Source organism: Shinella yambaruensis, from assembly GCF_022899355.1.
Lineage (GTDB): Bacteria > Pseudomonadota > Alphaproteobacteria > Rhizobiales > Rhizobiaceae > Shinella > Shinella yambaruensis.
The window spans coordinates 577,324-602,028 of the sequence record NZ_JALJCK010000002.1 but is presented as its reverse complement, the minus strand read 5'-3'; the positions used below and the strand labels follow the sequence as shown (position 1 = coordinate 602,028).

The following is a 24,705-nucleotide window of genomic DNA, read 5'->3' as shown; positions in this document are numbered from 1 at the left end:
ATTCCATATTTCAGGACTTTAATCCATGACGTCGATCGTACCCTCCCTGAGCATCGCCCAGATCAAGCAGTTATCCGCTTCGGCGATTTCGGCCTGGACGACGGAGGACGTCGCCTCGCTTTCCACCAGCCAGCTCAACGCCTTTTCATCCAGGCAGCTCGCCGCACTGGAAGTGGAGGACATCGAGGTTCTCAACACCCGGCAGCTGAGCGCCATTTCACAAAGCGCCATCATCGGCCTGTCGCTCGACCAGCTCGGCGCGCTCGACAAATACGCCATCCAGAACCTGACGCCCTCCCAGGTCGGCGCCCTCACCGCGACCCAGGTGAAAGGCCTGTCGTCGGACCAGGCGGAGGCGCTGACGGCCTCGCAGGTCCGCATGCTGAGCGCCGCCCAGCTCGCCGCCCTCGACCCGGAGGATCTTGCGACCTTTTCCACCGAGGACATGGCGGCCATCAGCTACAAGGCCGTGCAGCGCCTCGGCACCGCAGCCATCGCCGCCCTTTCCCCCGAACAGGTCGGCGCGCTGACGCCGCTCGCCGTCGCCGGCTTCACGCCCGCGCAGACGGCCGCGCTGACCCCGGAGCAGATCGAAGCACTGACCCCGGCGCAGGTCGCCCTCCTCAAGCCGGCACAGATCGCCGCACTCAGCGCGGCCGCGATCGCCGCCTTCAGCGAGCCCCAGATCGCCGCGCTCAGCACCAGCGCCCTGACGGGCCTCAAGCCGACGCAGATCCAGGCCATGAGCACGGCGCAGATGGAAGCGCTGACCCCGGCGCAGGTGCGCGCGCTGAGCGGCCAGCAGCTCACCGCGATGGGATCGACCGGCCTTGCCACCTTCTCCAGCCAGGACATCGCCGCAATCTCCAGCCGCGCGATCCCGGCCCTCGGCATCGGCATCATCACCACGCTCTCCGCCGAGCAGATCGAGGCGCTCAGCCCGGTCGCCGTCCAGGCCCTGACGGTGGCCCAGGTCAACGCCCTCAGCCCTGGCCAGATCGCGCTCTTCTCCCCCGCCCAGATGCGCGGGATGAACATGGCGCAGATCGCAGCGCTTGGGGGCGACGACATCGCGGCGCTCTCCAGCGACAGCCTTGCCGCCATCAACAACGCCGCGCTGAAGGGGCTCAACACCGCCGCCATCGCCGCGCTTTCGCAAGAGCAGATCGAGGCGCTGTCGACCGGCCAGATCAATACGCTGTCGGCACGGCAGATCACCGCCCTCGGTGCCGCGGGCATCGCGCTGTTCTCCACGCTGCAGATCGCCGCCGTCAACAGCAGCGCCATCCCCGGCCTGACGACCGCCCAGATCGCCGCGCTCGACCTCGACCAGGTCGAAGCGTTCTCGCCGTTGCAGGCCAAGGCGCTCACCGCGGCACAGATCGCAGCCCTCGATGCCGACGACATCGCGGTCTTCTCGACCGCCGACATCGCCGCCCTCTCGGTAAGCGCGGTGGCCGGCCTTACCACCGATACCGTCGCCAGCCTGTCCACCGACCAGATCGCCGCCTTCAACGTGAAGTCGATCCCCGGCCTCACGTCCCAGCAGATCGCCACCCTCGACGCCGCGCAGGCCGAGGCCCTCACCGCCGCGCAGGTCAAGGCGCTGACCGCCCGGCAGGTCGGCGCCCTCGGCCCCGAGGCTCTGGAAACCTTCTCGACCGCCGATATCGCCGCCCTTTCGGTCGGCGCGCTTTCCGGCCTTAGCAGCAGCGCCATCGCCAGCCTTTCGCCCGAGCAGATCGCGGTGCTCACCACCGCCCAGATCGCGGCCCTCAAGCCGGCGCAGCTTGCGGCGCTCACCACCGAGCAGGTCGAGGCCTTCATCCCCAACCAGGTCCGCTATTTCAGCGCCGCCCAGCTCGCGGCGCTGGCGCCCGACACGGTCGCGACCTTCTCGACCGAGGACATGGCCGCCATCAGCAACCGGGGTGCGGCCGGCCTCAGCACCGCGGCGATCGCAAGCCTTTCCACCGAGCAGATCGCCGCCCTCAGCGGCGGTGCGCTCGGCGGCCTGACGGGCGCGCAGATCCGCGCCCTCGGCACGGAGCAGATCGAGGCGCTGTCCACCACCCAGATCGCCGCGCTGGGCGTGGCGCAGCTCGCCGCGCTCGGTTCAGAGGACATGGCGGTGCTCACCGAGGCGCATATCGCGGCGATCAACGCCAAGGCCATAGCGGGCCTCAGCAGCGACGCCATCGCCGCCCTTTCCACCGACCAGATCGCGGCCCTCGGCACCAACGCCATCGCGAGCCTGACATCCGTGCAGATCGCCGCCCTCTCCCCCGACCAGGTCGAGGCGCTTTCACCCGCGCAGGTCCGTGTGCTCAGCGCCCAGCAGATCGCGGCCCTCGGCGCGGACGATCTTGCCACCTTCTCCGCCGAGGACATGGCGGCGATCAACGCCAAGGCCATGCAGGGCATCACCTCCGATGCCTTTACCGGGCTTTCGGACGAGCAGGTCGGCGTGCTTTCCACCGCCCAGATCGCCGGTCTCACCGCCAAGCAGTTCGCCAGCATGGACGCCGCATTCCTCGCCTCGCTGACCACCGGTCAGGTCGCAGCCCTCGGCGCCAGCGTCATCGCCGGCTTCACGCCCGACCAGATCGACGCGCTGAGCACGGAGCAGATCGAGGCTCTGACCCCGGCGCAGATCAGGGCAATGACCTTTTCCCAGCTTTCCGCGCTGACCGCGGAAGACATCGCGACCTTCTCCACCGCAGACCTTGCGGCCATCAGCAGCAGGGCCATCGGGGGGCTTGACGCCGATGTGCTGACCAGCCTTTCGCCGAGCCAGATCGCCGCCCTCGACCGCTATGCGATCGCCGGCATGAATGCCGGGCAGATCGAGACCCTCTCGTCCGCCCAGATCGCCGCGTTCACCACCGCGCAGATCGCCAGCCTCACCCCCGCGCAGGCCGGCGCCTTGGAGGCGGAAGACATCCGTGCGCTTTCCACCGCGCAGATCGCGGCCCTTCCTCTACGGGCGATCTCCGGCCTTGGCGCAGCAGCCATCGCGGCCCTGTCCTCCGACCAGCTCGCGGCCCTCAGCCCGAACAGCATGACCGGCTTCACCAGCAGCCAGCTCGACGCGCTGACCTCCCAGCAGGTGAGCCAGCTTTCCGCCGCGCAGCTCCGGGCCCTCAGCGCGGCGCAGCTCGGCGGCCTTTCCGACGATATCGAGGCGCTCTCCACCGCGCAGATCGCGAGCCTCAACCCGACGGCCATCGGCGGCCTCACCACCGGCCAGATGGCGGCGCTGTCGTCCGACCAGATCGCGGCCCTGACGACGGCGCATATCGCGGCGCTCAGTGCCGGACAGGTCGGCGCCCTCAGCACCGCCGACATCGCCGCCTTGACGACCGCGCAGATCAACGCCCTGAGCGGGACCGGCATTTCCGGCCTGACCGCAAGCCAGGTCGCGGCGCTCACCAACGCCCAGATCAACGCCCTCAACAACCGCCAGATGGCGGCCCTCTCCTCCGCGCAGATCGCCGCGCTCGGCACCGACAAGGTCGCGGCGCTCAACACGGCGCAGATCGCCGCCCTCAATGCCGGCAGCATCGCGGGCTTCACGTCCCAGCAGCTCGCCGCCCTCAGCACCGCGCAGGCCGAAGCGCTGACAAGCGCCCAGGTGGGCGTCCTCAACTCCGACCAGATCCACCAGCTCGGCACCGACGACATCGCCACCTTCTCGCCGAAGGATATCGGCATGATCAGCGCCAGCGCCGTCGCGGGTCTCTCGCCGGCGGCGCTTGCCGCGCTCTCGACGGCACAGATCGCCGCCTTCAGCACGGCCGCCATCGGCGCGATGAGCGCCCAGCAGCTCTCGGCCCTTTCCACCGCCCAGGCCGAGGCCTTGACCAGCCAGCAGGTCGCCGCGCTGAGCTCGGCTCAGCTCGCGGCCTTCGGGGCCGATGACCTGGCGACCTTCTCCACCCGGGATATCGCCGCCATCGGTTCGGGCGCCATTGCCGGCATCGCCACCGATACGCTCGCAGCCCTTTCGACCGCCCAGATCGCCGCGCTCAGCGCAGCCGGCATCGGCGGCATGACGGCGCGGCAGTTCGAGGCGCTCAGCGTCGCCCAGGCCGAGGCGCTCACCAGCGCCCAGATCGGCGCGATGAACTCGGCACAGCTTGCCGCCCTCGGGACCGACGACATCGCCACCTTCTCGACGCGCGAGATCGCCGCCATCGGCGCGGGTGCCATCTCCGGACTTTCGTCGGCCGCGGTCGCCGCCCTCTCCACCGCGCAGGTCGCCGCCCTCTCCACCGCCGCCATCGGCGGCCTGGCGACGCGCCAGATCCAGGCCCTTACCAACGCCCAGCTCGACGCCCTGTCGCCCGCCCAGGTCCGGGCGCTCGACGCCCGGCAGATCGCGACGCTCGGCACGGACTATATCGCCGCGCTTTCGACGGAACAGGTCGCCGCCCTCAGCACGGCCGCCATTGCCGGCCTTTCCACCGACCAGATCGCGGCGCTCTCCACCGCCCAGGCCGAAGCGCTCACCAGCAAGCAGGTCGCCGCCTTCACCTCGCGCCAGGTCGCCGCCCTCGGCCTCGACGACCTCGACACGTTCTCCGTCGCCGACATGGCGGCGATCAACTCCGGTGCCATGCCGGGCCTTTCGACCGACATGCTCGCCTCGCTGACCACGAGCCAGATCGCCGCCCTCAGCCCGGCCGGCCTGTCCGGCTTGACGAGCAGCCAGATCGCCGCGCTCACCAGCGACCAGGTCGGTGCGCTCACCACGGCGCAGATCGTCGCCCTCGGCTCCAGGCAGACCGCGGCGCTCGGCACGGACGATATCGCCGCCCTGTCGCCGGCGCAGATCGCCGCCCTCGGCTCGGCCGGCGTCTCCGGTCTCACCACCGAACAGATCGCCGCGTTTTCCACCGGCCAGGCCGAGGCGCTGACCAGCGCCCAGATCGCCGCACTGAGCTCCACGCAGGTCGCCGCCTTCAGCGCCGACGCGATGGAGACCTTCACCACCGCCGAGATAGCCGCGATCGCATCCGGCGCGGTCTCCGGCCTGTCGCCGGCAACCATCGCCGCCCTGACGACGGGGCAGATCGCCGCGCTCAACGGTGCGGGCCTGACATCCGCGCAGGTCAACGCCCTCGGCAGCGGCCAGCTGGAGGCGCTGACCAAGACCCAGCTCGCCGCCTTCGGCTCGGCGCAGATCGGCGCGCTCGGCACGGATGACATCGCCGTTCTCTCGCCCGAGCAGATCGCCGCCCTCGGCACCGCCGGCATCGCCGCCCTCTCCACCGCACAGGTCGCGGCGTTGTCCAGCAGCCAGGCCGAGGCCCTGACCAGCAGGCAGGTCGCCGCGTTGAACTCGCACCAGATCGCGGCGCTCGAGGCCGAAGACCTCGAACTGTTCTCGACCGCCGATCTCGCCGCGATCAATTCGCGGGCCATTTCGGGCCTGTCGACGGCGATGCTCGCCGCACTCGGCCCCGGGCAGATCGCCGCCTTCAGCCCCTCCGGCATTTCCGGCCTGTCGAGCGCGCAGATCGGGGCGCTGACCGCCGACCAGGTCGAGGCCCTGACGAGCGCGCAGGTCGGCGCCCTGACATCGCAGCAGATCGCAGCGTTCGATGCGGACGATATCGCGCTGTTCTCGACGGCCGACATGGCGGCGATCGGTTCGAGCGCCATTGCCGGCCTGCCGCCGGCGGTGCTCGCCGGCTTCTCGGCCAGCCAGATCGCCGCACTCAGCGCCGCGGGGATCGGCGGGCTCACCACCAGCCAGGTCGCCGCCCTGACATCCGCGCAGGTCGCCGGGCTCTCCACCCAGCAGCTCGGCGCGCTCAACTCGAAGCAGGTGGCCGCCCTCGATGCCATCGACGTCGGCGCGCTGACACCCGCCCAGATCGCCGCGCTCAGCACGAGCGGCGTTGCCGGGCTCACCGGCACGCAGACCGCGGGCCTTTCGCTGGAACAGGTCGAAGCCCTCACCACGAGCCAGATCGCGGCCCTCGGCTCGGCCGCCCTTTCCGGCCTTTCGACCGAAGCGCTCGACACGTTCTCGCCCGGCAAGCTCGCCGCCATCAGCGCCAGCGCGATCAAGGGCCTGCCGCCGGGCTACATGGCGACGCTCTCCGAGAGCGAGATCGCCGCCCTTGGCACCGCTGCGATCTCCGGCCTCAGCAGCGCCCAGATCGCCGCACTCAGCACCGCGCAGGTGGAAGCCTTCTCGCTTGCCCAGATCGCCGCGCTGAGCCTGCCGGGCATTGCCGGCCTCACCTCCGCGCAGATGCAGACCATCTCCGCCGAGGAGCTGGCGGCCATCGGCACGGCAGCCATCCGCGGGCTTTCGAGCGGCACGATCGGTGCGCTGTCCACGGATTCGATCGCCGCATTGTCGACGGCCCAGGTCGCCGCCCTCACCTATGGCCAGATGTCGGCGCTCGGCCCCCAGCAGGTCGGCGCGCTCTCGTCCGACCAGATCGGCGCCCTGACGGCGACGCAGGCCGCGGCCCTCGGTGCCGACGACCTCGCCTCCTTCTCGACCGAGGACATCCTCTCGCTGAGCTCGAGCGCGATTTCCGGCCTCAGCACGGCAACGCTCGCCGGCCTTTCCAGCGAGCAGGCCGCCGCCTTCACGCCCGGCCAGCTCGCCGCCATGACCTCGTCGCAGATCAACGCCCTGCCGCAGGCCGGCGGCGCGGGCGCGCAGAGCTTCACCTTCTTCGCCATGAGCGACGAGCCCGGGGTGGAAGACGCCGGCACCGGAACAGGCGAGCCGCAGGCCGAGAGCGACCCGCAATCCGAGATCGCGTCGATCATCTCGTCCTACCTCGCGGTCTGACCGGCGTCAGGAGCCTGAAAACGCTTTCGCCCCGGCAAGCCGGGGCGAAATGCATTTCGATCGTTTCCGCTTGGGCGACTACGGGTTGCCGTCTTCTCTCAGGGCCGCATCGGTGATCGTGTTGTCGAGATCGAGCGCGCGGTCCGGCTTCAGGCCGAGCCGCTGCAGGTCGCCGTGATAGCCGCGCACGGCTTCCGCCGGCGTCACGTTTCGGTCCGCGACGGCGCGCATCCATGTCGTCAGCGACAGCTGGTGTTCGGCAAGGTTGATCTTGCGGCCGAAGATGGCAAGGCGGGCGCCGCTCGCCTCGGCGCGGGCGACCATTTCCATTGCATCGCGATGCGTGCCGCTCGCCCCGCCCATCACGCCGACGACGACCGTGTCGTCATGGGCGACCAGTTCCTCCAGCGCCCGGCGGCCGTTATAGACGATCTTCAGGAATTCCGGCCGCTCGGCGCGCGTGAGGCTCGCCAGCGCCCGCACGATGCAGTCGTTGACGAAGGTGCCGGTCTCCGCGACCCCGAAGCCGGTCGCCACATTCGGGTTGAACACTTCGAGGAAATGCCGCTTTCCGGCAGCGCGCGCCTCGACGCGGAAGGCGCGGTAGGCCTCCAGCATGGCGACGTCCGAGGCGGCATCGTTGTTGAAGGTCATCGAGAACAGGCAGAGGTCGGCCCGCGCGCGCAGAAGATCGGCGCCGCGATAGGGCTGGGCCGGTGTCTCGCGGTAGCGGCCGCCGCGGATGTTGAGCCAGACGTCGGTCGTCTCGTTGGCGCGGAAGGCCGGCGTCACGGTGCTTTCCGCGAAAATGCCGCCCTCGACCAGCCGCTCGATGTTGGCTGCCGATCCCAGCATGACGTCGACGGCCCTTTCCGCCACGAGGGTTTCCATCTCGGCCAGGAATTCCCGGCGCGTGCGGCTGCCGGCGGCCGACCCGTCGGCGCCGCGGCGAAAACCCGTCGTCAGGATGCCGCCGGAAATGTCGGCATCCTTGGCGTCGACGAGGATGAAGTCACCCGATCGGTAGGCGCCGGCACGGATGCGCGCCATCTTCTCGTCGTAGCTCTTGGGGATCATGTCAGGTCGACTCCATGGAAGGTCTTCAGCCGCTCGCGGACAGCGGCGATTTCGGAGGCACTGCGGGCCGCATCCCAGCCGAGCGTCTCGCCCGCCTGGAGGGCGAGCGCCTCGACCAGCCGGGCCGTCAGGCGGCCGGTCACGGCCAGCGTCGTGCGGCGGAAGGCAAGGTCCGCGAGGGAACCGACCTGCTCGTGGCGCAGCACGTAGTCCATCTCGCCGGTGCTGTAGTCCGCAGCGTCGGGAAGCGGCGCGTCGGCCGGAAACGCCGCGACATGCGCCGCAACGACCCGCGCCGTCGTGCCGTAATGGGCGAAGAGCTCGCCGATGCGCTTTTCCGCAAGCCCGGTTTCCCGTGCGAGACCGGCAATCCACGTCTGCCTTGCCGCCTCGGTCTTCGGATAATCGCGCCCGCCGCCGATGGCGAGGTCGCGCGTGGAGACCTTGCGGCTTGCGGACAGGCGCTTCAGCAGCATGTCCGCCACCTCTTCCGCATAGCCGCGGAAGGTCGTCCACTTGCCGCCGACGAGCGAATAGACCGGATAGGGCCGGCCGGCGACGGGTTCGAGGACCGGCGTCGCATGGTCGCGGGTGATGAGGCCCGGGTCCTTCGCATCGGAGGCCGGCAACGGGCGGATGCCGCTGTAGACATAGACGATCTGGTCGCGGGAGAAGCGAAGCTTCGGCAGGAGCCTGCGCAGGCTTTCGAGAAGGTATTCCACCTCGTCGGGCTCGCAACGCACCGTGTCGGGATTGGCCGCCTTGATATCGGTGGAGCCGGCAAGGGCGCGGCCGAGATATTCGAAGACAAGGCAGATGCGCCCGTCATCCGCCTCGAAATAGATCATCCGGCCCTTCAATTCCTTCAGCAGGTCCGGATGGTCGAGCAGGATATGCGAGCCCTTGGTGCCGCCGATCATGCGCGAGGGCGCGCCAAGGATGGCATTCACCTCGTCGATCCAGGGGCCGGCCGCATTGACGACGATCTTCGGCCGCACGGTCGCAGCCGCCTCGCCGGCAAGGCTTCTCACCATCAAAGCACCGCCATCAGCGCGTTCCAGCCGGACATGGTTGAGGGCGGCGGATCGCGGGCTGTCGGCAAGGCCGTCGCGCACGAGTTCGAGGATCAGGCGCTCGGGATGGGTGACGGTGGCGTCGTAATAGGTGCCCGTCGCCACGATGTCGGGCGTCAGCGCCGGCAGGTCGCGCAGCGAGGCGGCCCGGCTCGCCGTCGAATGCCGCGGCATGACGCGGTGGCGCGCACCGTAGAAGTCGTAGAGCATCAGGCCGATCTTGACGAGCAGCGCGCCGCGGCTGCGCGGGGCGCTCTTCGAGCCGAACAGCGTGCGCAGCGCAGCGCCGATGCCCTTCGTCCAGGAGAAGATCGGGATCAGCGTCGGCAGCGGCTTGACGTAATGCGGCGCGTTGGCGAGCAGCAGGTTGCGCTCCAGCGTCGACTGCGCGACGAGGCGGAATTCGCCCGTCTCGAGATATTTCAGCCCGCCATGGATGAGGCGGGAAGGCGCGGCGCTGGTGCCGGCTGCGTAATCGTTCTTCTCGATCAGCAGGCAGTCGAGCCCCTGGGCCGTCAGGTCGCGGAAAAGGCCCGCGCCGTTGACGCCCGCCCCGACGATGAGCACGTCGAGCGTGCCGCGCGCCTCCATCGCCGCCATTCGTTCGCCCATGCCGCCGGGAAAGGCGGCGGCGCCTGCCGCGTTCGCATTCATGTACTCTTGCCCATTTTCACGATTTCGAGATTGACGCCGGCTTCCTTCAGGCGTGCCCTGTCCGCTTCGCCGACCCGGTCCGTCGTCAGAACGACGTCGAAGGCGGTGAGGTCGCTCAGGACGTTGAGGGCGACCTTGCCGAATTTCGAGGAATCGACGAGCAGGATCTTGCGGCTCGACGAGGCCATCATCGCCTGCTTGACCTTGGTGACCTGCGCGTCCTGGATGAAGGCCGTCACGCCGTCGATCGCGGAGGCGGAACAGAAGAGGACGGTCGCCCGAAGGCTTGCCACCGCCTTCTCGCAGATGATGCCGATATAGGCGTTGTAGTTGCGATGGTACTTGCCGCCGAGGCTGATCAGGTCCACCTCCTCGGCCTCGATCAGCTTGCCGGCCGAGATGTAGCTGTTGGTGATGACGGTGAGCGGACGGGCTTCCGGCAGGAGGTCCGCGAGCGCGCAGGCCGTCGAGGAATCATCCAGCATAACCGCCTGCCCGGCCTCGACATAGGCCATGGCGGCGCGGGCGAGCGCCTCCTTCTCCGCCTTGCCGACCGTCTCGCGGTAGCGGAACGTGCTCTCGTAGAGGCCGGAAGGCTGGACGGTGACCATGCCGTGCAGCTTGCGCAGCACGCCCTGCTGGGCGAGCGCGTCGATATGCCGGTGGATGGTCATGCGCGACACGCCGAAATGCTCGACGAGATCCTCGATGCGCGCCTGGCCGGCCCGCGTGATGTAGTCGGCAATCTCCTCGCGCCGTGCGTCCGCCTTCATCCGTCCACTCCCCTTGACCGTCTTGCGAGATCCTCGATGGCCCGCCAGTGCGGCGCCATCCCGTCCGCAAGCTGTCTATAGAGATTGTAGCGCTCGGCAAGCCGGGCGCTGCGCGCCGCATCCGGCCGGTAGGAACGCAGGATGCGGGTCGTCGCGGCCGCGCCGGCTTCCGGGCTCGCATAGAGCCCGACCGCGGCGCCGGCGACGAGCGCCGCCCCCCAGGCAGCAGCTTCGTCGGCAGAGGAGACATCGACGGCGAGCCCCGTCGCATCGGCGAACATCTGCGCCAGAACCGGGCTGCGCGCGCCGCCGCCGCTGATGCGCATGCGCTCCACCGGCACGCGGGACAGGAGGTCGTCGATATGGAGCTTGTGGTTGAAGACGATGCCTTCCAGCACGGCCTTCAGGAGGTCGCCGCGCTCGTGCCAGCCGTGCACGCCGAAGAAGCCGGCGCTCGCGCCGCTGCCGAAGGGCGAGCCGAAGAGGAAGGGATGGAAGACGATGTCCGAGGGCTTTTCCAGCGCCCGGTCGAGTTCCGGCCGCAGCAGCGCGTGAATGTCGCTCGCCTCGCTTTCGGCCTTCTCCGCCAGGTCGCGGCAGAAATTGTCGAGGAACCAGTCATAGTTCGCGGTGGAGGCCGGGGAGATCGCCATGGCGTTCCACCAGCCCTTGCGGATGCCGTTGCGGCAGAACCAGCGCGGATCGGCCATCGGCTCCTCGGTGACCAGCTCGTTGATCGAATAGGTGCCGGCAACGACGGCAAGCAGGCCCGGCGCGTGGCCGCCGATGCCGAGGGCCGAGGCCGTCACGTCGTGCAGGCCCGCGGCTACGGGCGTACCCTCGACGAGGCCCGTCGCTGCCGCCGCGTCACGCGTCACCGTGCCGATGATCTCGTCCGGCCGGGCGACGGGCGGAAGGGCCGGCCAGAGGTCGCCGAGGCCGAAGACCTCCAGCGCCGCCTTGTCGAAGGCCTGCGTGCGCACATTGGTGAAGCTCGTGCTCGCCTCGGTCAGATCCGTGCCGACGACGCCGGTCAGGCAGAAGCGCAGCCAGTCCTTGCAGGTGAAGACATGGCCGATGGCGCCGTAGCGCTCCGGCTCGTGCTGCCGGATATGGGCGAGCAGGGCCGAGGGCGCGGAGGCGTGGGCGGTCTGGCCGGTCAGGTCCAGAGCGCGCTGCGCCACGCCGTCCTTCTCCCATGCGTCGACGATCGCGCCGGCGCGGCTGTCGAGCGAGAGGATGCCGGCACCGAGCGGACGCTTGTCGCGGTCGAGCAGGTAGAGGCCGTCGCCATGGGCGGTCGCCGCGACGGCCTTGATGTCAGCCGCCGGCCGGCCGCTCCTTTCGATCGCCTCGCGGATCGCCTCGGCGGTTGCGGTCCACAGGCCCGCCATGTCGCGCTCGACATGGCGCGGCTCGGGGAAGGACTGCGGCACCCGCCGCCGCGCGACGGCGATCGGCGTGCCGTCCTGCTCGAAAATCACCGCCTTGGTGACCGTCAGGCCGTTATCGATGCCCAGAAGCAGCGCCATGGTTCTCTCTCCCGTCAGTTCCGGCTTGCACGCAGGGCGAAACGGTCCTGCAGGCTGGCAAGATAGATCGCGACGAGCAGCACGCAACCGAAGACCATCTGGCGGATCGAGGGCTCGATGCCGGTGAGGTTCATCAGGTTCTCGATGATGGCGATGACGATGACCGCGCCGAACACGCCGGAAAGCCGCCCGATCCCGCCATTGAGGCTGGTACCGCCGAGAATGGTGCCGGCGAAGACCATGAGGATATCCCCCTCGCCGAGATCGGCGACGACCGATTGCAGGCGGCCGACTTCCAGGAGACCGCCGATCGCGGCGGCAAGACCGGCAATGCCGAAGCAGAGGATCTTGGTGCGGTGCACCTTCACGCCGGCGAGGAAGGCGGCTTCCTCGTTGTTGCCGATGGCGTAGATCTCCTTGCCGATGCGATGGCGCTCCATGAAGATATAGGCGACGCCGTAGAGCACGAGCCAGACGAAGATCGCCACGGGAATGCCGAACCAGCGGGCCTCGCCGAGATAGGTGTATTCGGCCGGCAGGTAATAGACGCCCTCGGGAATGAGGAAGACAACGGCGCCGCGCATGACAAGCAGCGTCGCGAGCGTCACGAGGAAGGCATTGACACGCAGGTTCACCGCGAAGGCACCGGCCGCGAGGCCGACCAGCAGGCCGACGACAGGCGTCAGGATGACGGCGAGAACGGGATGGACCACATCCGGCGCCCAGACCGTCATCGCCACGATGGCGACGGCCGGCGCGAAGGCGAAGCTCGATTCCAGCGAGAGATCGACCTCCTTGATGAGCAGGACAAGGAAGAGGCCGAGCACCATGCAGCCGAGGGGAGCGGCCGCCCAGAGCACGTTGGTGATGTTCTGCAGCGAGGCGAAGCCGGGAACGGTGAGCCCGACGGCGACGAGAACGGCGAGCAGCACCCAGATGAGGTGGCGCTCCATCAGACGGGAGAACAGCCGGACTGTGCTGGACATCGTTCAAACTCCTTGGATGGTCTTGTAGAGCGCGGAGACGGTGAAATTCTCCTTGCCGCGGTTGAGGACGGCGATGATGCGGCCGCGGAAGAAGACATAGATGCGGTCACAGACCGTGATCATCTCCTCCTCGCTCTCCGTCAGCACGATCACCGCGCTGTCGCGCGACAGGTCGGTGCGGACCGCCTTGAGGATTTCGGGTTTCGTCGCAAGGTCGACGCCGCGCGTCGGCTCGTTGAGGATGAGAAGGCGCGGCGCGTTCAGCGTCAGGCGCGCGATCAGCACCTTCTGCTTGTTGCCGCCGGAAAGGCCGCTCATGCCAATCTCCGGCCCCTTGGCCTTGACCTTGAACTCCACGATCTTGTCGGCCGTCACCTGGCGGGCGCGGCGGCTGTCGATCAGGCCGAGCGCCGTGGAGAACTGGCGATAGCTGGAGATCAGCGTGTTCTCGGCAATCGAGCGGCCCTGGATGACGGCCTGGCGCTCGCGGTGTTTCGGCAGAAGCGCGATGCGGTGCTTCATCGCCTCGCCGGGCGATGCGAGATGCAGGACCTTGCCCTCCATCTCGAAGGTGCCGGCGTCGAGCTTGCCGAGGCCGAACAGGGCTTCGGCCGCCTCGTCCTTGCCAGAACCGTCGAGCCCGGCAAAACCGACGACATCGCCCGTGCCGAGCGACAGCGTGACGTCCTCGAAGACGCCGCGGCGGGTGAGGCCGGAAATGCGGGCGATCGGGCGGGATTGTCCTTCCGGCACGGCGCGCGACAGGCCGTCGAGGCTCATCACGGGAATGTCGCCGACGATCCAGTTGGCAAGCTCCGCGCCGGTGGTCGCGGCGACGTCGAGCGTGGCGACGGCGCGGGCATCGCGCATGACGGTGACGCGGTCGCAGAATTCCATGATCTCGGAAACGTGGTGCGAGATCAGCGTGTAGGACCGGTCGGGATGGCGGTGCACGAGATCGCGCAGCAGCGACAGCAGCATGGTCTTGCGCTCGCGCGACAGCGACGCGGTGATCTCGTCGAGCAGGATGACCTTCGCCTCGTCGATGAACTGCGCCTTGCCGAAGGCGAGCAATTGCTGGCTTTCGATGGGCAGCGTCAGCATCAGCGCGTCCGGGTCGACGATGAGCCCGACCGCCTCGGCGACCTCGACGGCCTTGCGCCGCATGTCGGCACGGCGAAGGAAGCCGAAGCTGCGGGTCAGCGGCTGGCCCATGAACATATTGTCGACGACGGACAGGCGCGGCGCGAATTTCGGCTCCTGCGGCACCAGCGAGACGCCGAGCCCGTGGGCGCGCACGGGATCGTAGTCGGCAATGGCGACGCTCTCGCCGCCGATTTCGATTGTGCCCGACGTCGCCTGCTGCGCGCCGGAAATCAGGCTCATCAGCACCGACTTGCCGGCGCCGTTGCGGCCGATGATGCCGTGGATCTCCCCGCGGCGCACGGAAAGATCGACATCCGCGACGGCGGTAAGGCCCGGGAAGGTCTTGGTCAGCCCGGCAAGGCGATAGGACGGCGCCTCGGTCGCCGGAAGGGCGGCGGATTGGATCATGGTCTTGCTCACGGCGGGAAAGAAGGCGGCGGCAGATATGCCGCCGCCCGTCGATCAGTTGGCGGCCTTCATCTGGTTCGCCCAGTTGCGGGCGTCGGCCGCCGGCACGTCCTCCGGCACGGAATAGGCCTGGATCTTGTACCAGTCGCCGTCGAAGGCGTCGGACGGCACGATCTCGACCGGCGCCCAGAGTTCCTCGCCCTCGATGGGGAAGGTACCGGCGGAAGCCGACTTGTCGAGGAGCTTGCCGCTCTTCATCATGTCGTAGAGCAGGCGCATGGAGACGATGCCCTCGCCCGTCGCCGGCTGCACGGAGACGTGGGTGAGATCGCCCTTCTCCACGGCGGCGAGTTCCGGCTGGGTGCCGTCGATCGTCGCGACCGGGATATGCGCCGGGTCGTCCGACTTCTTCAGCATGCCCTGCGCCCCGAAGGCCGGGATGGCGCCGCCGATGCCCATCGTGCCATCGATGCTGGCGACCGCGAGGATCTTGTCCTTGCCATAGCGCGAGATCATGTCGTCGACGACCTTGCGGGCCTTGGAGCCGTCGCAGCCCGCCTCGTGGGATTCGACCTTGATGTTCGGGTTGTCCTTGACGATCGGATCGAAGGCCGCGTGATAGCCGGCGCTGCGGCCGATATCGAAGGACGCGGTGATGATGCAGCGCAGCTCGATGATCACGCCGTCCTGCTTGCGCCAGTCCTCACCCCGGTTCTTGTCGAGCCAGTTCACGATCGCCTCGCCGCCCTTGCGGCCGGCCGTCTCGTTGTCGAAGGCGACGAAGGTCGACTTGGACTTCGGCACGAAGGCGTTCGTCACGACGACCGGGACGTTCTTGGCGGCCAGGTCCTCGACGACCTTGATCATCGCCTCGCCGCGCCAGGGAACCAGGAGCACGCCATCGACGCCGCGGGCGATCTGCGCGTCGAGCGCATTGCGCTGCGCGCTCACGTCATTGGCGCCGAACACCGTGAATTCGATCTTCACACCGTCCTTTTCCTCGATGCGCTTCTTCTCGATCTCCTGACCGAGCTGCACGCCGTTGAAATAGATGTCGTTGGGCTCCCAGCGGATCACGGCGACACGGTAGCTGTCCTTCGCCACGGCAGCCGTCGACAGGGAAAGGGCAAGCGTCATCGCTGACAGGCCCGTCAGCAAAGTCCTGGTTTTCATGGATTCTCCTCCGAATGCGCCGCTTCGTCCAGCGCTATTTGTAACGTATACATACGTTATAATATCGTCAATAGATGTTACAAATTATCCAGGCGCCCATTTTCGGGCAAAGGAGTGCGTGCCCCGCTGAAGCCGCCGCCGGCAAGAGAAAGTCGAGGAAAAACAATAGGGAAATACCACCGAGCGGACGGCGGAAGGCCGCGATCGAGCCGATGGGCCGTGCGGCCGGCTGCTCAGGCCTTGAAGGATTTCAGGATGGGACAGGGGCCGGTCTTGCCGACCGCGCATTCCGAAACGAGCCTTTGCAGCGACAGGCGCGCCTCCTGCAGCTCCGCCATCCGGGCCTCGAGCTCGGCCAGCCGTTTCGTCGCCAGAAGACGCACCGCCGCCCGGTCCTCGCCGGAATCGAGCGCGAGAAGCTGGCGGATCTCCTCCAGCGTGAAGCCGGCGGCCTGCGCCTGGCGGATGAACCGCAGGCGGCTGACGTCGGCCGGCCCGTACCGGCGGATGCCGTCGAGGCGCCTTGGCGTCGCGAGCAATCCCCTGCGCTGGTAGAAGCGCACGGTCTCCACGCCGACATTGCCCGCCGCCGCGAGTTTTCCGATCGTCAGGTCGTCGGGCGCTTGACTCCGTACCATGGTACGGAACTTATAGTCCCGCCAACGATTTCACAAGACAGGAGACGTGAGATGTTGGACAGAAACAATCAGGCCGGCCGCACGGCCATCCTCTACCGCATGGTGATGCCGGGCCACATCTGCCCCTACGGGCTGAAGGCGAAGGACCTGCTCCGCCGCTCGGGCTACGCGGTCGACGACCGTCACCTGACGAGCCGCGCGGAGACCGACGCCTTCAAGGCGAAACACGACGTTCCCACCACCCCGCAGGTCTTCATCGACGGCGTGCGCGTCGGCGGCTACGACGACCTGAGGCGTTATCTGGGCAAGCCCGTCGCGGACCCGAAGGCGACCACGTACCGTCCGGTCGTCGTGCTCTTCGCGCTCACGGCGCTGATGGCGATGGCCGCAAGCCATGCCGTCAGCGGCACGCCCTTCACCGTCAGGGCGGCGGAATGGTTCATCGCCTTCTCGATGGTCGCGCTCGCCATGCTGAAGCTGCAGAATGTCGAGAGCTTCGCGACCATGTTCCTCAACTACGACCTGCTTGCCAGGCGCTGGGTGCCCTACAGCTACATCTATCCCTATGCCGAGGGCCTTGCCGGCATCCTCATGGTGGCGGGCGTGCTCAACGGGCTGTCGATCCCGATCGCCCTCTTCATCGGCACGATCGGCGCCGTCTCGGTCTTCAAGGCGGTCTATATCGAGAAGCGCGCGCTGAAATGCGCCTGCGTCGGCGGCTCCAGCAACGTCCCCCTCGGCTTCATCTCGCTGACGGAGAACCTGATGATGATCGCCATGGCCGTCTGGATGGCGGCGGTCAGCCTCGGCTATGCCGGCGGACACACCATGTAGCCACGCCATGGAGGGTCCGCTTCGTCTCGCGGCCCCTCCCCGCCCCACGCCGTCGCGCCGCAAGGCCTTCTTGACCTTTTCTTCACGCTCCTCGCGTAAGCAAAGCGGGGGCGAGGCCCGGAATGGGACAGGGGCCGGATAGGTGTCGATGTCGAGCGTGCGTTCATTTGAAGCGGGGGATGTGGATGCGGTCGCGGACCTGTTCCAGCGCCTTCTGCGAAAGAGCGCCCAGCCGCCAAGCGACGACCTGAAAACCTATCTCCGCACCCTCTTCATCGATTTTCCCGCCGCCGAACCGGATTTGCGCTCGCGCGTGCATGTCCGCGCGGATGGCAGCGTTTCGGGCTTTCTCGGCGTGCTGCCGGTGGAGATGGAATTCGAGGGGCGGCGCCTGAAGGCCGCCAATTGCGGCACCTTCGCCTGTGACGACCGCGATGGCGACCCCTTCGCCGGTGCGCGCCTGCTGCGCGACGTGCTCTCCGGCCCGCAGGACCTCTCCTTCACCGAGACCTCGAACGATGTTTCGACGGACATGTGGAGAACGACGCGCGCCACCGTCCTCGGCCCCTACAGCCTCGAATGGCTGCGTGTGATAAGACCCTCCGCCTTCGCGCTGGAAGCCGCCGCCGGGCGCCTGTCCGCCTTGAGGCTGCTCAGCCCCATGACCCGGCCCATCGACGCGCTTTTCTGCCGACGCGGCGAAAAGCAGAGCTGGTCGCACTACGCGCCGCTTGCCGGCAAGGCCGACGCCTTCGTCATCGACGCGGTCAGCGACACGGAATTTGCCCATCTGTGCCGCCAGTTCGTACGCCATTTCCCGCTGCGCCCCGCTTGGGAAACGCCGATGCTGGAGACCATGCTCGGGCACGCCACCCGCAAGGCGCTGCACGGCGAGCGCATCCAGCATGCCGTCAAGACGCGGTCCGGCAAGGCGATCGGCCTCTACCTCTACTACGGCGATCCCGGCGGCATCGGCCGCACGGTGCAGATCATGGCCGAGCCCGGCCAGGAGGCCATCGTCATCGACTGCCTGATACGCAACGCCCATGCCCGCGGTCTCGTCGGCATTCGCGGGCGCACGCAACCCGCCCTGCTGCAGGCGATGATCGGCAAGAAATGCGCCTTCCTGCATACGTCCTCGACCATCGTGCACTCGCGCAACCCCGCGCTGCTCGAGGCGCTGACCAGCGGCCGGGCATTCCTCAACGGTCTTGCCGGCGAAGGCTGGACCCGCCTCATCGGCGATCGGTTCGGGTAAGGCCATGTGCGGGATCGCCGGATATTGCGGGGGAAACATCGCACCGGAACGGGCGGCGGACCATCTGCGCCGCATGGTCGACGCGCTCCGCCATCGCGGACCGGACGGCGAAGGCATCCTGGTGCGCGGCGATGCGGGCCTTGCCCATACCCGCCTCTCCATCGTCGGCCTTGCCGACGGCGCCCAGCCGATGGCGACGGCGGACGGGGCGCTCGCTCTCACCTTCAACGGCGAGATCTTCAACTATGTCGAGCTGCGCAACGACCTGGCGGCCCGCGGCCACAGGTTCCGCACCACGTCGGACACCGAGGTGCTGCTTGCGGCCTTTACGGAGAAGGGCGCCGCCTGCCTGACGGATTTCAACGGCGACTTCGCCTTTGCCCTGCACGATGCCAGGAACCGCCGGCTGGTGCTTGCCCGCGACCGGATGGGCGTGCGCCCGCTGTTCTACACCCAGCACGAGGGCGCCCTGTTCTTCGCCTCCGAGATCGGCGCGCTGCTGGCCCTGCCCGGCATGGTGGCCGAGATCGACCCCGTCGCGCTCGACCAGATCTTCACGCTCTGGTGCCCGATCCCGCCGCGCACCGCCTACCGCAACATCTTCGAACTGCCGGCGGGCCACCTTATGACCGTCGAGGACGGTCGCCGGACGGTCCGTCCCTGGTGGCAGCTCTCCTTCCCCGACCGGGGCGACGCCGAGCCGGCCGGCCGGTTCGAGAGCCGGGTCGAGGAACTGCGCGCGCTGCTCGCCGATGCGACCCGCCTTCGCCTGCGCGCGGACGTGCCCGTCGGCGCCTATCTCTCCGGCGGCATCGATTCCTCGATCATCGCCGCGCTTGCCGCACGCACGGTGACGCGCGGCCTGCGGACCTTCTCCCTGACTTTCCGCAGCGAGGAGCATGACGAAAGCGCCTGGCAGCGGCAGATGGCGGCAACGCTCGATGCGCAGGCCGACAGCGTCGAATGCACGACGGAGGCGATCGCCCGCCACCTGCCCGCGGTGATGGGCCATATCGAGCGGCCGATCCTGCGCACCGCGCCCGTGCCGCTGCACCTGCTCGCCGGAAGGGTGCGCGCGCGCGGCATGAAGGTGGTGCTGACCGGCGAGGGCGCAGACGAGATCTTTGCCGGCTACGACCTTTTCCGCGAGGCACGCGTCCGGCGCTTCTGCGGCCGGCAGCCGGGCTCCGCCCGGCGCCCTCGCCTCTTCCAGCGGCTTTATCCCTATCTTCCCGGCCTCAAGCAGCAGACGCCGGAATATCTCGCGCGTTTCTTCGCCTTCGGCTCGGAAACCCTTGACGATCCGCTCTATTCCCACCGCCCGCGCTTCCGCTCCACGGCGGCGGCAAAACTGTTCTTCTGCGCCGGCCTCAAGGAGGCGCTCGGCGACTACGACGCCGCCGAGGACCTTGCAGCGCAATTGCCGGCCGATTTCCGCCGCTGGCATCCGCTGCACCAGGCGCAATATCTCGAAACCGCCTTCCTGCTGCCGGGCTACATCCTCTCCAGCCAAGGCGACCGGGTGATGATGGCCAATGCCGTGGAGGGGCGCTTCCCGTTCCTCGACCACCGGGTCGTCTCCTTCGCCGCCGGCCTTGCTCCGGATGCCAAGCTGCTCGGCCTTAGAGAGAAGCACGTCCTCAAGGAAGCCGCCCGCGGCCTCGTGCCGGCGGCCATCATCGAGCGCCCGAAGCAGCCCTACCGCGCGCCGGACAGCGAGAGCTTCGCCGCCCCGCAGACGCCCGCCTATCTCGACACGGTGCTGTCGCCGGACCGGCTCGCCGGGAGCGGACTGTTCAACGTCCAGGCCGTCGACAAGCTGAAGGAGAAGGTCATCAGGGGGCAGGTCTCCGGCTTCCGCGACAACGCGGCCTTCATCGGCATCCTGTCGACCCAGCTCCTGCGCGGCACCGGCGCCGCACGATCCACAGAACCTGCATCCAGCATCGGGATAAGCTGACCATGTCCGACGAGACCAAAGCCGCCATTCGTACCTTCATCGTGGAAAACTTCCTGTTCGGCGACAACAGCCACCCGCTGCCCGCCGACCTGTCACTGATCGACAACGACCTCGTCGATTCCACCGGCATCCTCGAACTCGTCGGCTTCCTTGAAGAACGCTTCGGCGTCCAGGTCGCCGACGCGGACATCGTGCCGGCCAATCTCGACACGATCGAACGCATCGCCGGCTTCATCACCCGCAAGCAGGCGGCCTGACGGCGGGCCGGCCATGCGGATCGAGCGATATCTTGAGGACAGCACAGCCCGCGACGGCGCCCGGACGGCGATCGTCTCGGGCGAGGTGCGGCTGAGCTACGCGCGCTTCCTCGACCTCGCCGCCCGCATGGCAACCACGCTGCGCATGCGCGGCGTCAGGCGCGGCGTCAGGCGCGGCGACCGCGTTCTCGTCTTCCTCGACAATGGCTGGCAGGCCGCCGTCGCCGTCTTCGCCGCCTGGATCGCCGGCGCCGTCATCTGCCCCGTCAACCCGGCGACCAGGAGCACGCGGCTCGCGCAGATCGTGCGCGACTGCACCCCTGCGCTGGTCTTCGTGGAGAGCCGCCTCGAACGGCTGCTCGATGAGGTGCCCGAGCTCGCCACCACACCACGCATCGTGACAGGCGACAGCTTCGAGGCCGCGCTCGATGCAGCACCGCTCAAAGCCGGGCCCCTGCCCGACACCGACCTTGCCGCGCTGATCTACACGTCGGGCTCGACGGGCGAGCCGAAGGGCGTGATGCTCGCCCATGAGAACGTGGACGCCGCCGCCCGCGCGATCACCGGCTATCTCGAAAACACCGAAGCCGACACGATCCTCGTCGTGCTGCCCATGTCCTTCGGCTACGGGCTCAACCAGCTCGTCACCGCCATGCGCTGCGGTGCGACGCTGGTCATCGAAAAGTCCTTCGCCTTTCCGCAGGCGATCTTCGAGAAGATCCGCGACGAGCGTGTCACCGGCTTTCCGCTCGTGCCGGCCATGGCGGCCATGATGATGCAGGCGCGCGACCTCGACGCCGCGCTCTTCGCGAGCCTGCGCTACATCACCAGCGCCGCCGCGCCCCTGCCGCTTCCCCATCTCGACTGGCTGCGCGCCTTCCTGCCGCAGGTAAAGCTCTATTCCATGTACGGCCAGACCGAATGCACCCGCGCCAGCTGGCTGCCGCCGGGCGAGGTGGACACCCGGCGCGGTTCGGTCGGCATAAGCATACCGGGCGGGCGGGCCGAGGTCGTCGACGAGGCGGGCGAGCCGGTGGCGCCCGGCATGACCGGCGAATTGGTGATCAGCGGGCCGCATGTCATGCGCGGCTACTGGCAGAACGAGGCCGCGACGCGCCGCGCGCTGCGGCCCGATCCGCACACGGGGGGCCTGCGCCTCCATACCGGCGATCTCTTCACCGCGGATGCGGACGGCTATCTCACCTTCGTCTCCCGCATGGACGACATCATCAAGTCGCGCGGCGAGAAGGTCGCGCCCAAGGCCGTGGAGGACGTGCTCTGCCGCATGCCGGGCGTGGCGGAAGCGCTCGTCGCCGGCGTTCCCCATGAAGTGCTCGGACAGGCCGTCAAGGCCGTGATCGTCGCCTCGGACCCGGCCCTTACCGAACGGGACGTGCTGCGTTTCTGCGCCCGCCATCTGGAGGACCATATGGTCCCCAAGCAGGTCGAATTCCGGGATTTTCTCCCCAGGACCGATTCCGGCAAGGCAAGCCGCCGGCTTGCCGCCGACCCCGCCGGCACGACCGGCCAAGATACAGGATCGCCCGAATGACCACGCCGAAGCCCCACACGCCCTCCTTCGCCCCGCTCGTGCTCGATCCCGCCGCGGAGGTGGAGCGCATCACCGGCTGGATGCGCGACCGGCTGCGCCTCGACCTGCGCAAGCGCGGCCTGGTGCTCGGCCTTTCCGGCGGCATCGATTCCAGCCTCTGCGCGGCGCTCGCCGTCAAGGCACTCGGCGCGAAGAACGTCTTCGCCCTCTTCATGCCGGAAAACGATTCCGACCCGGAAAGCCTGCGCCTCGGGCGCAGCGTCGCCGAGACCTTCGGCATCGAGGCCATCGTGGAGGATATCGGCCCGTCGCTCGCCGCCATGGGCTGCTACGAGCGCCGCGACGCCTTCATCCGCGAGGCCGTGCCGGAATACGAGGCCGGCTGGGCCTCCAAGATCGTCTTCGACAACCCGATGACGACGGGCGGCTACAACATTTCCTCGCTCGTCGTGCGTTCGCCGGACGGCGCGATGCGCAAGGTGCGGCTTTCGGCCGGAGCCTATCTCGGCATCGTCGCGGCGACCAACATGAAGCAGCGCACCCGCAAGCAGCTCGAATACTACCATGCCGACCGGCTGAACTTCGCCGTGCTCGGCACGCCGAACCGGCTGGAATACGACCAGGGCTTCTTCGTCAAGAACGGCGACGGCGCCGCCGACATCAAGCCGATCGCCCATCTCTACAAGTCGCAGGTCTTCCAGCTTGCCGCCCATCTCGGCGTGCCGGCCGACATCCTCTCGCGCCCGCCCACCACCGACACCTATTCCCTGCCGCAGACGCAGGAGGAATTCTACTTCGCCCTGCCCTACGACAAGATGGACATCTGCCTCTACGGGCTGGAGAACGCCGTGCCGTCGGCGGAGATCGCCGCGGCGACGGGCCTCGAGGCAAGCGACGTCGAGCTGGTCTGGGCCGATATCGCCGCCAAGCGCAAGGTCGCCCGCTACCTGCACTGCCCGCCGCTCATCTTCGACGGAGCGAAGTAGCGCGTTCCCAGCCGAAACGGCACCGGATAACGCAGTAGAAACAAGGATCAAGAGCAATTCCGGGATTTCACCGGGCCTGCCCTAGGTCCCGCAAAGCGCACGGGCGTTGAGCAGCCCCCAGCCGTAGACCGCATCCTTGCCGGGCTTGCCGATGTCCTCGGCGGATCTCATCAGCTCCGCCTTGAGCGCATCCGGCGAAAGGTCGGGCCTGGCGGAGAGGAGCACGGACACGGCGGCCGTGACGAAGGGGGCGGCGAACGAGGTGCCGGTCTTCTGCCGTGCACCGGAAATCGACGCCGCCGTCCACACGCCGACACCGGGCGCGGCGATGTCGATGTGATCACCCCGCACCGCGCGGCGATAGGGATTGCGGGCCTTGTCGACCGCCGTCACGGCGATCACGTCGTCATAGGCGGCGGGATAGACCGGCTCGGCATTCGGTCCGTCATTGCCGGCAGCCGCGACCAGGATCGTTCCCCGCCCAGCGGCGGCCGCCACGGCCCGCTCCAGCACCGCGTTGGCCGGGCCCGTGAGGCTCAGGTTGACGACCCGGATATCGCGCCGGATCAGGAGGTCGAGTGCGCGGACGAGGTCGTAGACATTGGCGATGTCGGCGGTCTTGCGGAAACGCTGGAAGGCATCGACGGCGACGACCTCCGCCTCCGGCAAGAGGCCGGGCACGCGGCTGCCGGGCGCGCCGACCAGAAGGGCGGCGACCGCCGTGCCGTGCTGCTCGCCCGATGCCGCGTCCTTCTCGTCGCCGAGGCTCAGCACCTCCAGCCGTGCCCGTGCCAGAACCGCATGGTCGGCGTTGATCGCCGTGTCGATGAGGCCGATACGCTGCGGCTTCAGGCAGGCCATGCCGCTGCCGTCGCCCCCGGTCGGCCAGCCGACCATATGGCGCACCAGGGTGCAGCTTTCGCCCCTGCAGACGGCCTTGTCCGCGGCCTGCGGCTGGTAGAAATGGTTGAAATCCACCGTCGCCGAGGCGCTGCGGGCCGAAACGGCCGCGCGTGCCGCCTCGAGCGTCAGGCCCTGCGGCACGATGAGGCGGACCATTTCGCCGCCGACGAGCGCGATCTCGACGCGACCGTCGATGACGAAGCCGTCCTGCGTCAGGCCGGCAAGGGCGTTTTCGTCAAGGCCAGCGGCGACGATCTCGTTCGGCGCCTGCTCCGGCACCGCGACCGCACGGCGCACGGGCGCACGGCGCACCGCGCGGGTCGACTGGCGGAACAGCGGGCGCAGGATGCGCTGCGGGTCTGCACGGCGATCGTCTCCGCCCCGCCCGCGACTGCCGCCGCGGTCGTCGTCGTCATCGTCATCGCCTCCGTCATCGTCATCGGCGAGGGCCACGGCCATGCCGGGCGACAAACCACCCTGCGGCGCGGGCAACGCGACGAGCCCCGCCATGGCGAGGGCAAGGAGGAGGGAAAGGCGCTTGGTTCTGTCTGCAAGGCGGCTCGGCATGGTCCGTCTCCCGTGGCGGCGGCCGTCCGTCGGGTGCGGCCTTCCGTTGATTGTCCTTCCTGGCATACGTTCGACTCGACAGCTTATTCCATGGCATGCCAAAGAAAT

At 68.4% G+C, this 24,705-nt stretch carries 16 protein-coding genes; 7 read left to right on the top strand and 9 right to left on the bottom strand.

The annotated features are described in order from the left end of the window. The first annotated feature begins 25 nt into the window (after positions 1-25). A complete protein-coding gene (locus tag MUU56_RS06710; RefSeq protein ID WP_244766529.1) occupies positions 26-6,820 on the top strand; it encodes a beta strand repeat-containing protein in 6,795 nt (2,264 codons plus the stop codon). A 78-nt stretch (positions 6,821-6,898) separates the two neighbouring features. Here MUU56_RS06710 and MUU56_RS06705 read toward each other — a convergent pair whose 3' ends face one another. From MUU56_RS06705 to MUU56_RS06670, 8 genes are all read right to left on the bottom strand, one after another. After that, entirely contained in the window at positions 6,899-7,897 is a 999-nt protein-coding gene (locus tag MUU56_RS06705) for a hypothetical protein (protein ID WP_244766528.1), read from the bottom strand. Next, positions 7,894-9,582 (bottom strand): glycerol-3-phosphate dehydrogenase/oxidase, encoded by a 1,689-nt coding sequence (locus tag MUU56_RS06700; RefSeq protein ID WP_244766657.1) that lies wholly within the window; start codon positions 9,580-9,582, stop codon positions 7,894-7,896. The genes MUU56_RS06705 and MUU56_RS06700 overlap by 4 nt, the downstream gene beginning before the upstream one ends. A 38-nt stretch (positions 9,583-9,620) precedes the next feature. After that, positions 9,621-10,397: a DeoR/GlpR family DNA-binding transcription regulator gene (locus tag MUU56_RS06695; protein WP_244766527.1), complete on the bottom strand. Its 777-nt coding sequence runs from the start codon at positions 10,395-10,397 to the stop codon at positions 9,621-9,623. Further along, positions 10,394-11,929, bottom strand: coding sequence for an FGGY-family carbohydrate kinase (locus tag MUU56_RS06690; RefSeq protein WP_244766526.1), 1,536 nt, complete (start codon positions 11,927-11,929; stop codon positions 10,394-10,396). The genes MUU56_RS06695 and MUU56_RS06690 overlap by 4 nt, the downstream gene beginning before the upstream one ends. A gap of 14 nt (positions 11,930-11,943) precedes the next feature. Beyond that, positions 11,944-12,915 carry an ABC transporter permease gene (locus tag MUU56_RS06685; protein WP_244766525.1) on the bottom strand — a complete coding sequence of 324 codons (972 nt, stop codon included), beginning with the start codon at positions 12,913-12,915 and terminating at the stop codon, positions 11,944-11,946. Between the two features lie 3 nt (positions 12,916-12,918). After that, positions 12,919-14,469 (bottom strand): sugar ABC transporter ATP-binding protein, encoded by a 1,551-nt coding sequence (locus MUU56_RS06680; RefSeq protein ID WP_244766524.1) that lies wholly within the window; start codon positions 14,467-14,469, stop codon positions 12,919-12,921. 54 nt (positions 14,470-14,523) lie between these two features. Beyond that, positions 14,524-15,642, bottom strand: coding sequence for a sugar ABC transporter substrate-binding protein (locus MUU56_RS06675; protein ID WP_244766523.1), 1,119 nt, complete (start codon positions 15,640-15,642; stop codon positions 14,524-14,526). 233 nt (positions 15,643-15,875) lie between these two features. Next, on the bottom strand, positions 15,876-16,280 hold the full coding sequence (locus MUU56_RS06670; protein WP_244766522.1) for a MerR family transcriptional regulator: 405 nt from the start codon (positions 16,278-16,280) through the stop codon (positions 15,876-15,878). A gap of 51 nt (positions 16,281-16,331) precedes the next feature. Here MUU56_RS06670 and MUU56_RS06665 point away from each other — a divergent pair, with 51 nt between their 5' ends. The 6 genes from MUU56_RS06665 (at position 16,332) to nadE (ending at position 23,127) form a co-directional block, all read left to right on the top strand. Next, positions 16,332-17,114, top strand: a complete 783-nt coding sequence (locus MUU56_RS06665) for a glutaredoxin family protein (protein ID WP_244766521.1) — start codon at positions 16,332-16,334, stop codon at positions 17,112-17,114. A gap of 157 nt (positions 17,115-17,271) precedes the next feature. Next, positions 17,272-18,372 (top strand): hypothetical protein, encoded by a 1,101-nt coding sequence (locus MUU56_RS06660; protein ID WP_455431259.1) that lies wholly within the window; start codon positions 17,272-17,274, stop codon positions 18,370-18,372. 4 nt (positions 18,373-18,376) lie between these two features. Then, a complete protein-coding gene (gene asnB / locus MUU56_RS06655) occupies positions 18,377-20,332 on the top strand; it encodes an asparagine synthase (glutamine-hydrolyzing) (protein WP_244766519.1) in 1,956 nt (651 codons plus the stop codon). 2 nt (positions 20,333-20,334) lie between these two features. Then, positions 20,335-20,589: an acyl carrier protein gene (locus MUU56_RS06650; RefSeq protein WP_244766518.1), complete on the top strand. Its 255-nt coding sequence runs from the start codon at positions 20,335-20,337 to the stop codon at positions 20,587-20,589. Between the two features lie 13 nt (positions 20,590-20,602). After that, the gene (locus tag MUU56_RS06645; RefSeq protein WP_244766517.1) at positions 20,603-22,141 is read left to right on the top strand and encodes a class I adenylate-forming enzyme family protein; all 1,539 of its coding nucleotides are present in this window, start codon (positions 20,603-20,605) and stop codon (positions 22,139-22,141) included. Continuing rightward, positions 22,138-23,127, top strand: coding sequence for an NAD(+) synthase (gene nadE / locus MUU56_RS06640; RefSeq protein WP_244766516.1), 990 nt, complete (start codon positions 22,138-22,140; stop codon positions 23,125-23,127). The genes MUU56_RS06645 and nadE overlap by 4 nt, the downstream gene beginning before the upstream one ends. 81 nt (positions 23,128-23,208) lie before the next feature. On the opposite strand, the gene MUU56_RS06635 is transcribed toward nadE, so the two are convergent. Beyond that, positions 23,209-24,597: a S8 family serine peptidase gene (locus MUU56_RS06635; protein WP_244766515.1), complete on the bottom strand. Its 1,389-nt coding sequence runs from the start codon at positions 24,595-24,597 to the stop codon at positions 23,209-23,211. Between the last annotated feature and the right edge of the window lie 108 nt (positions 24,598-24,705).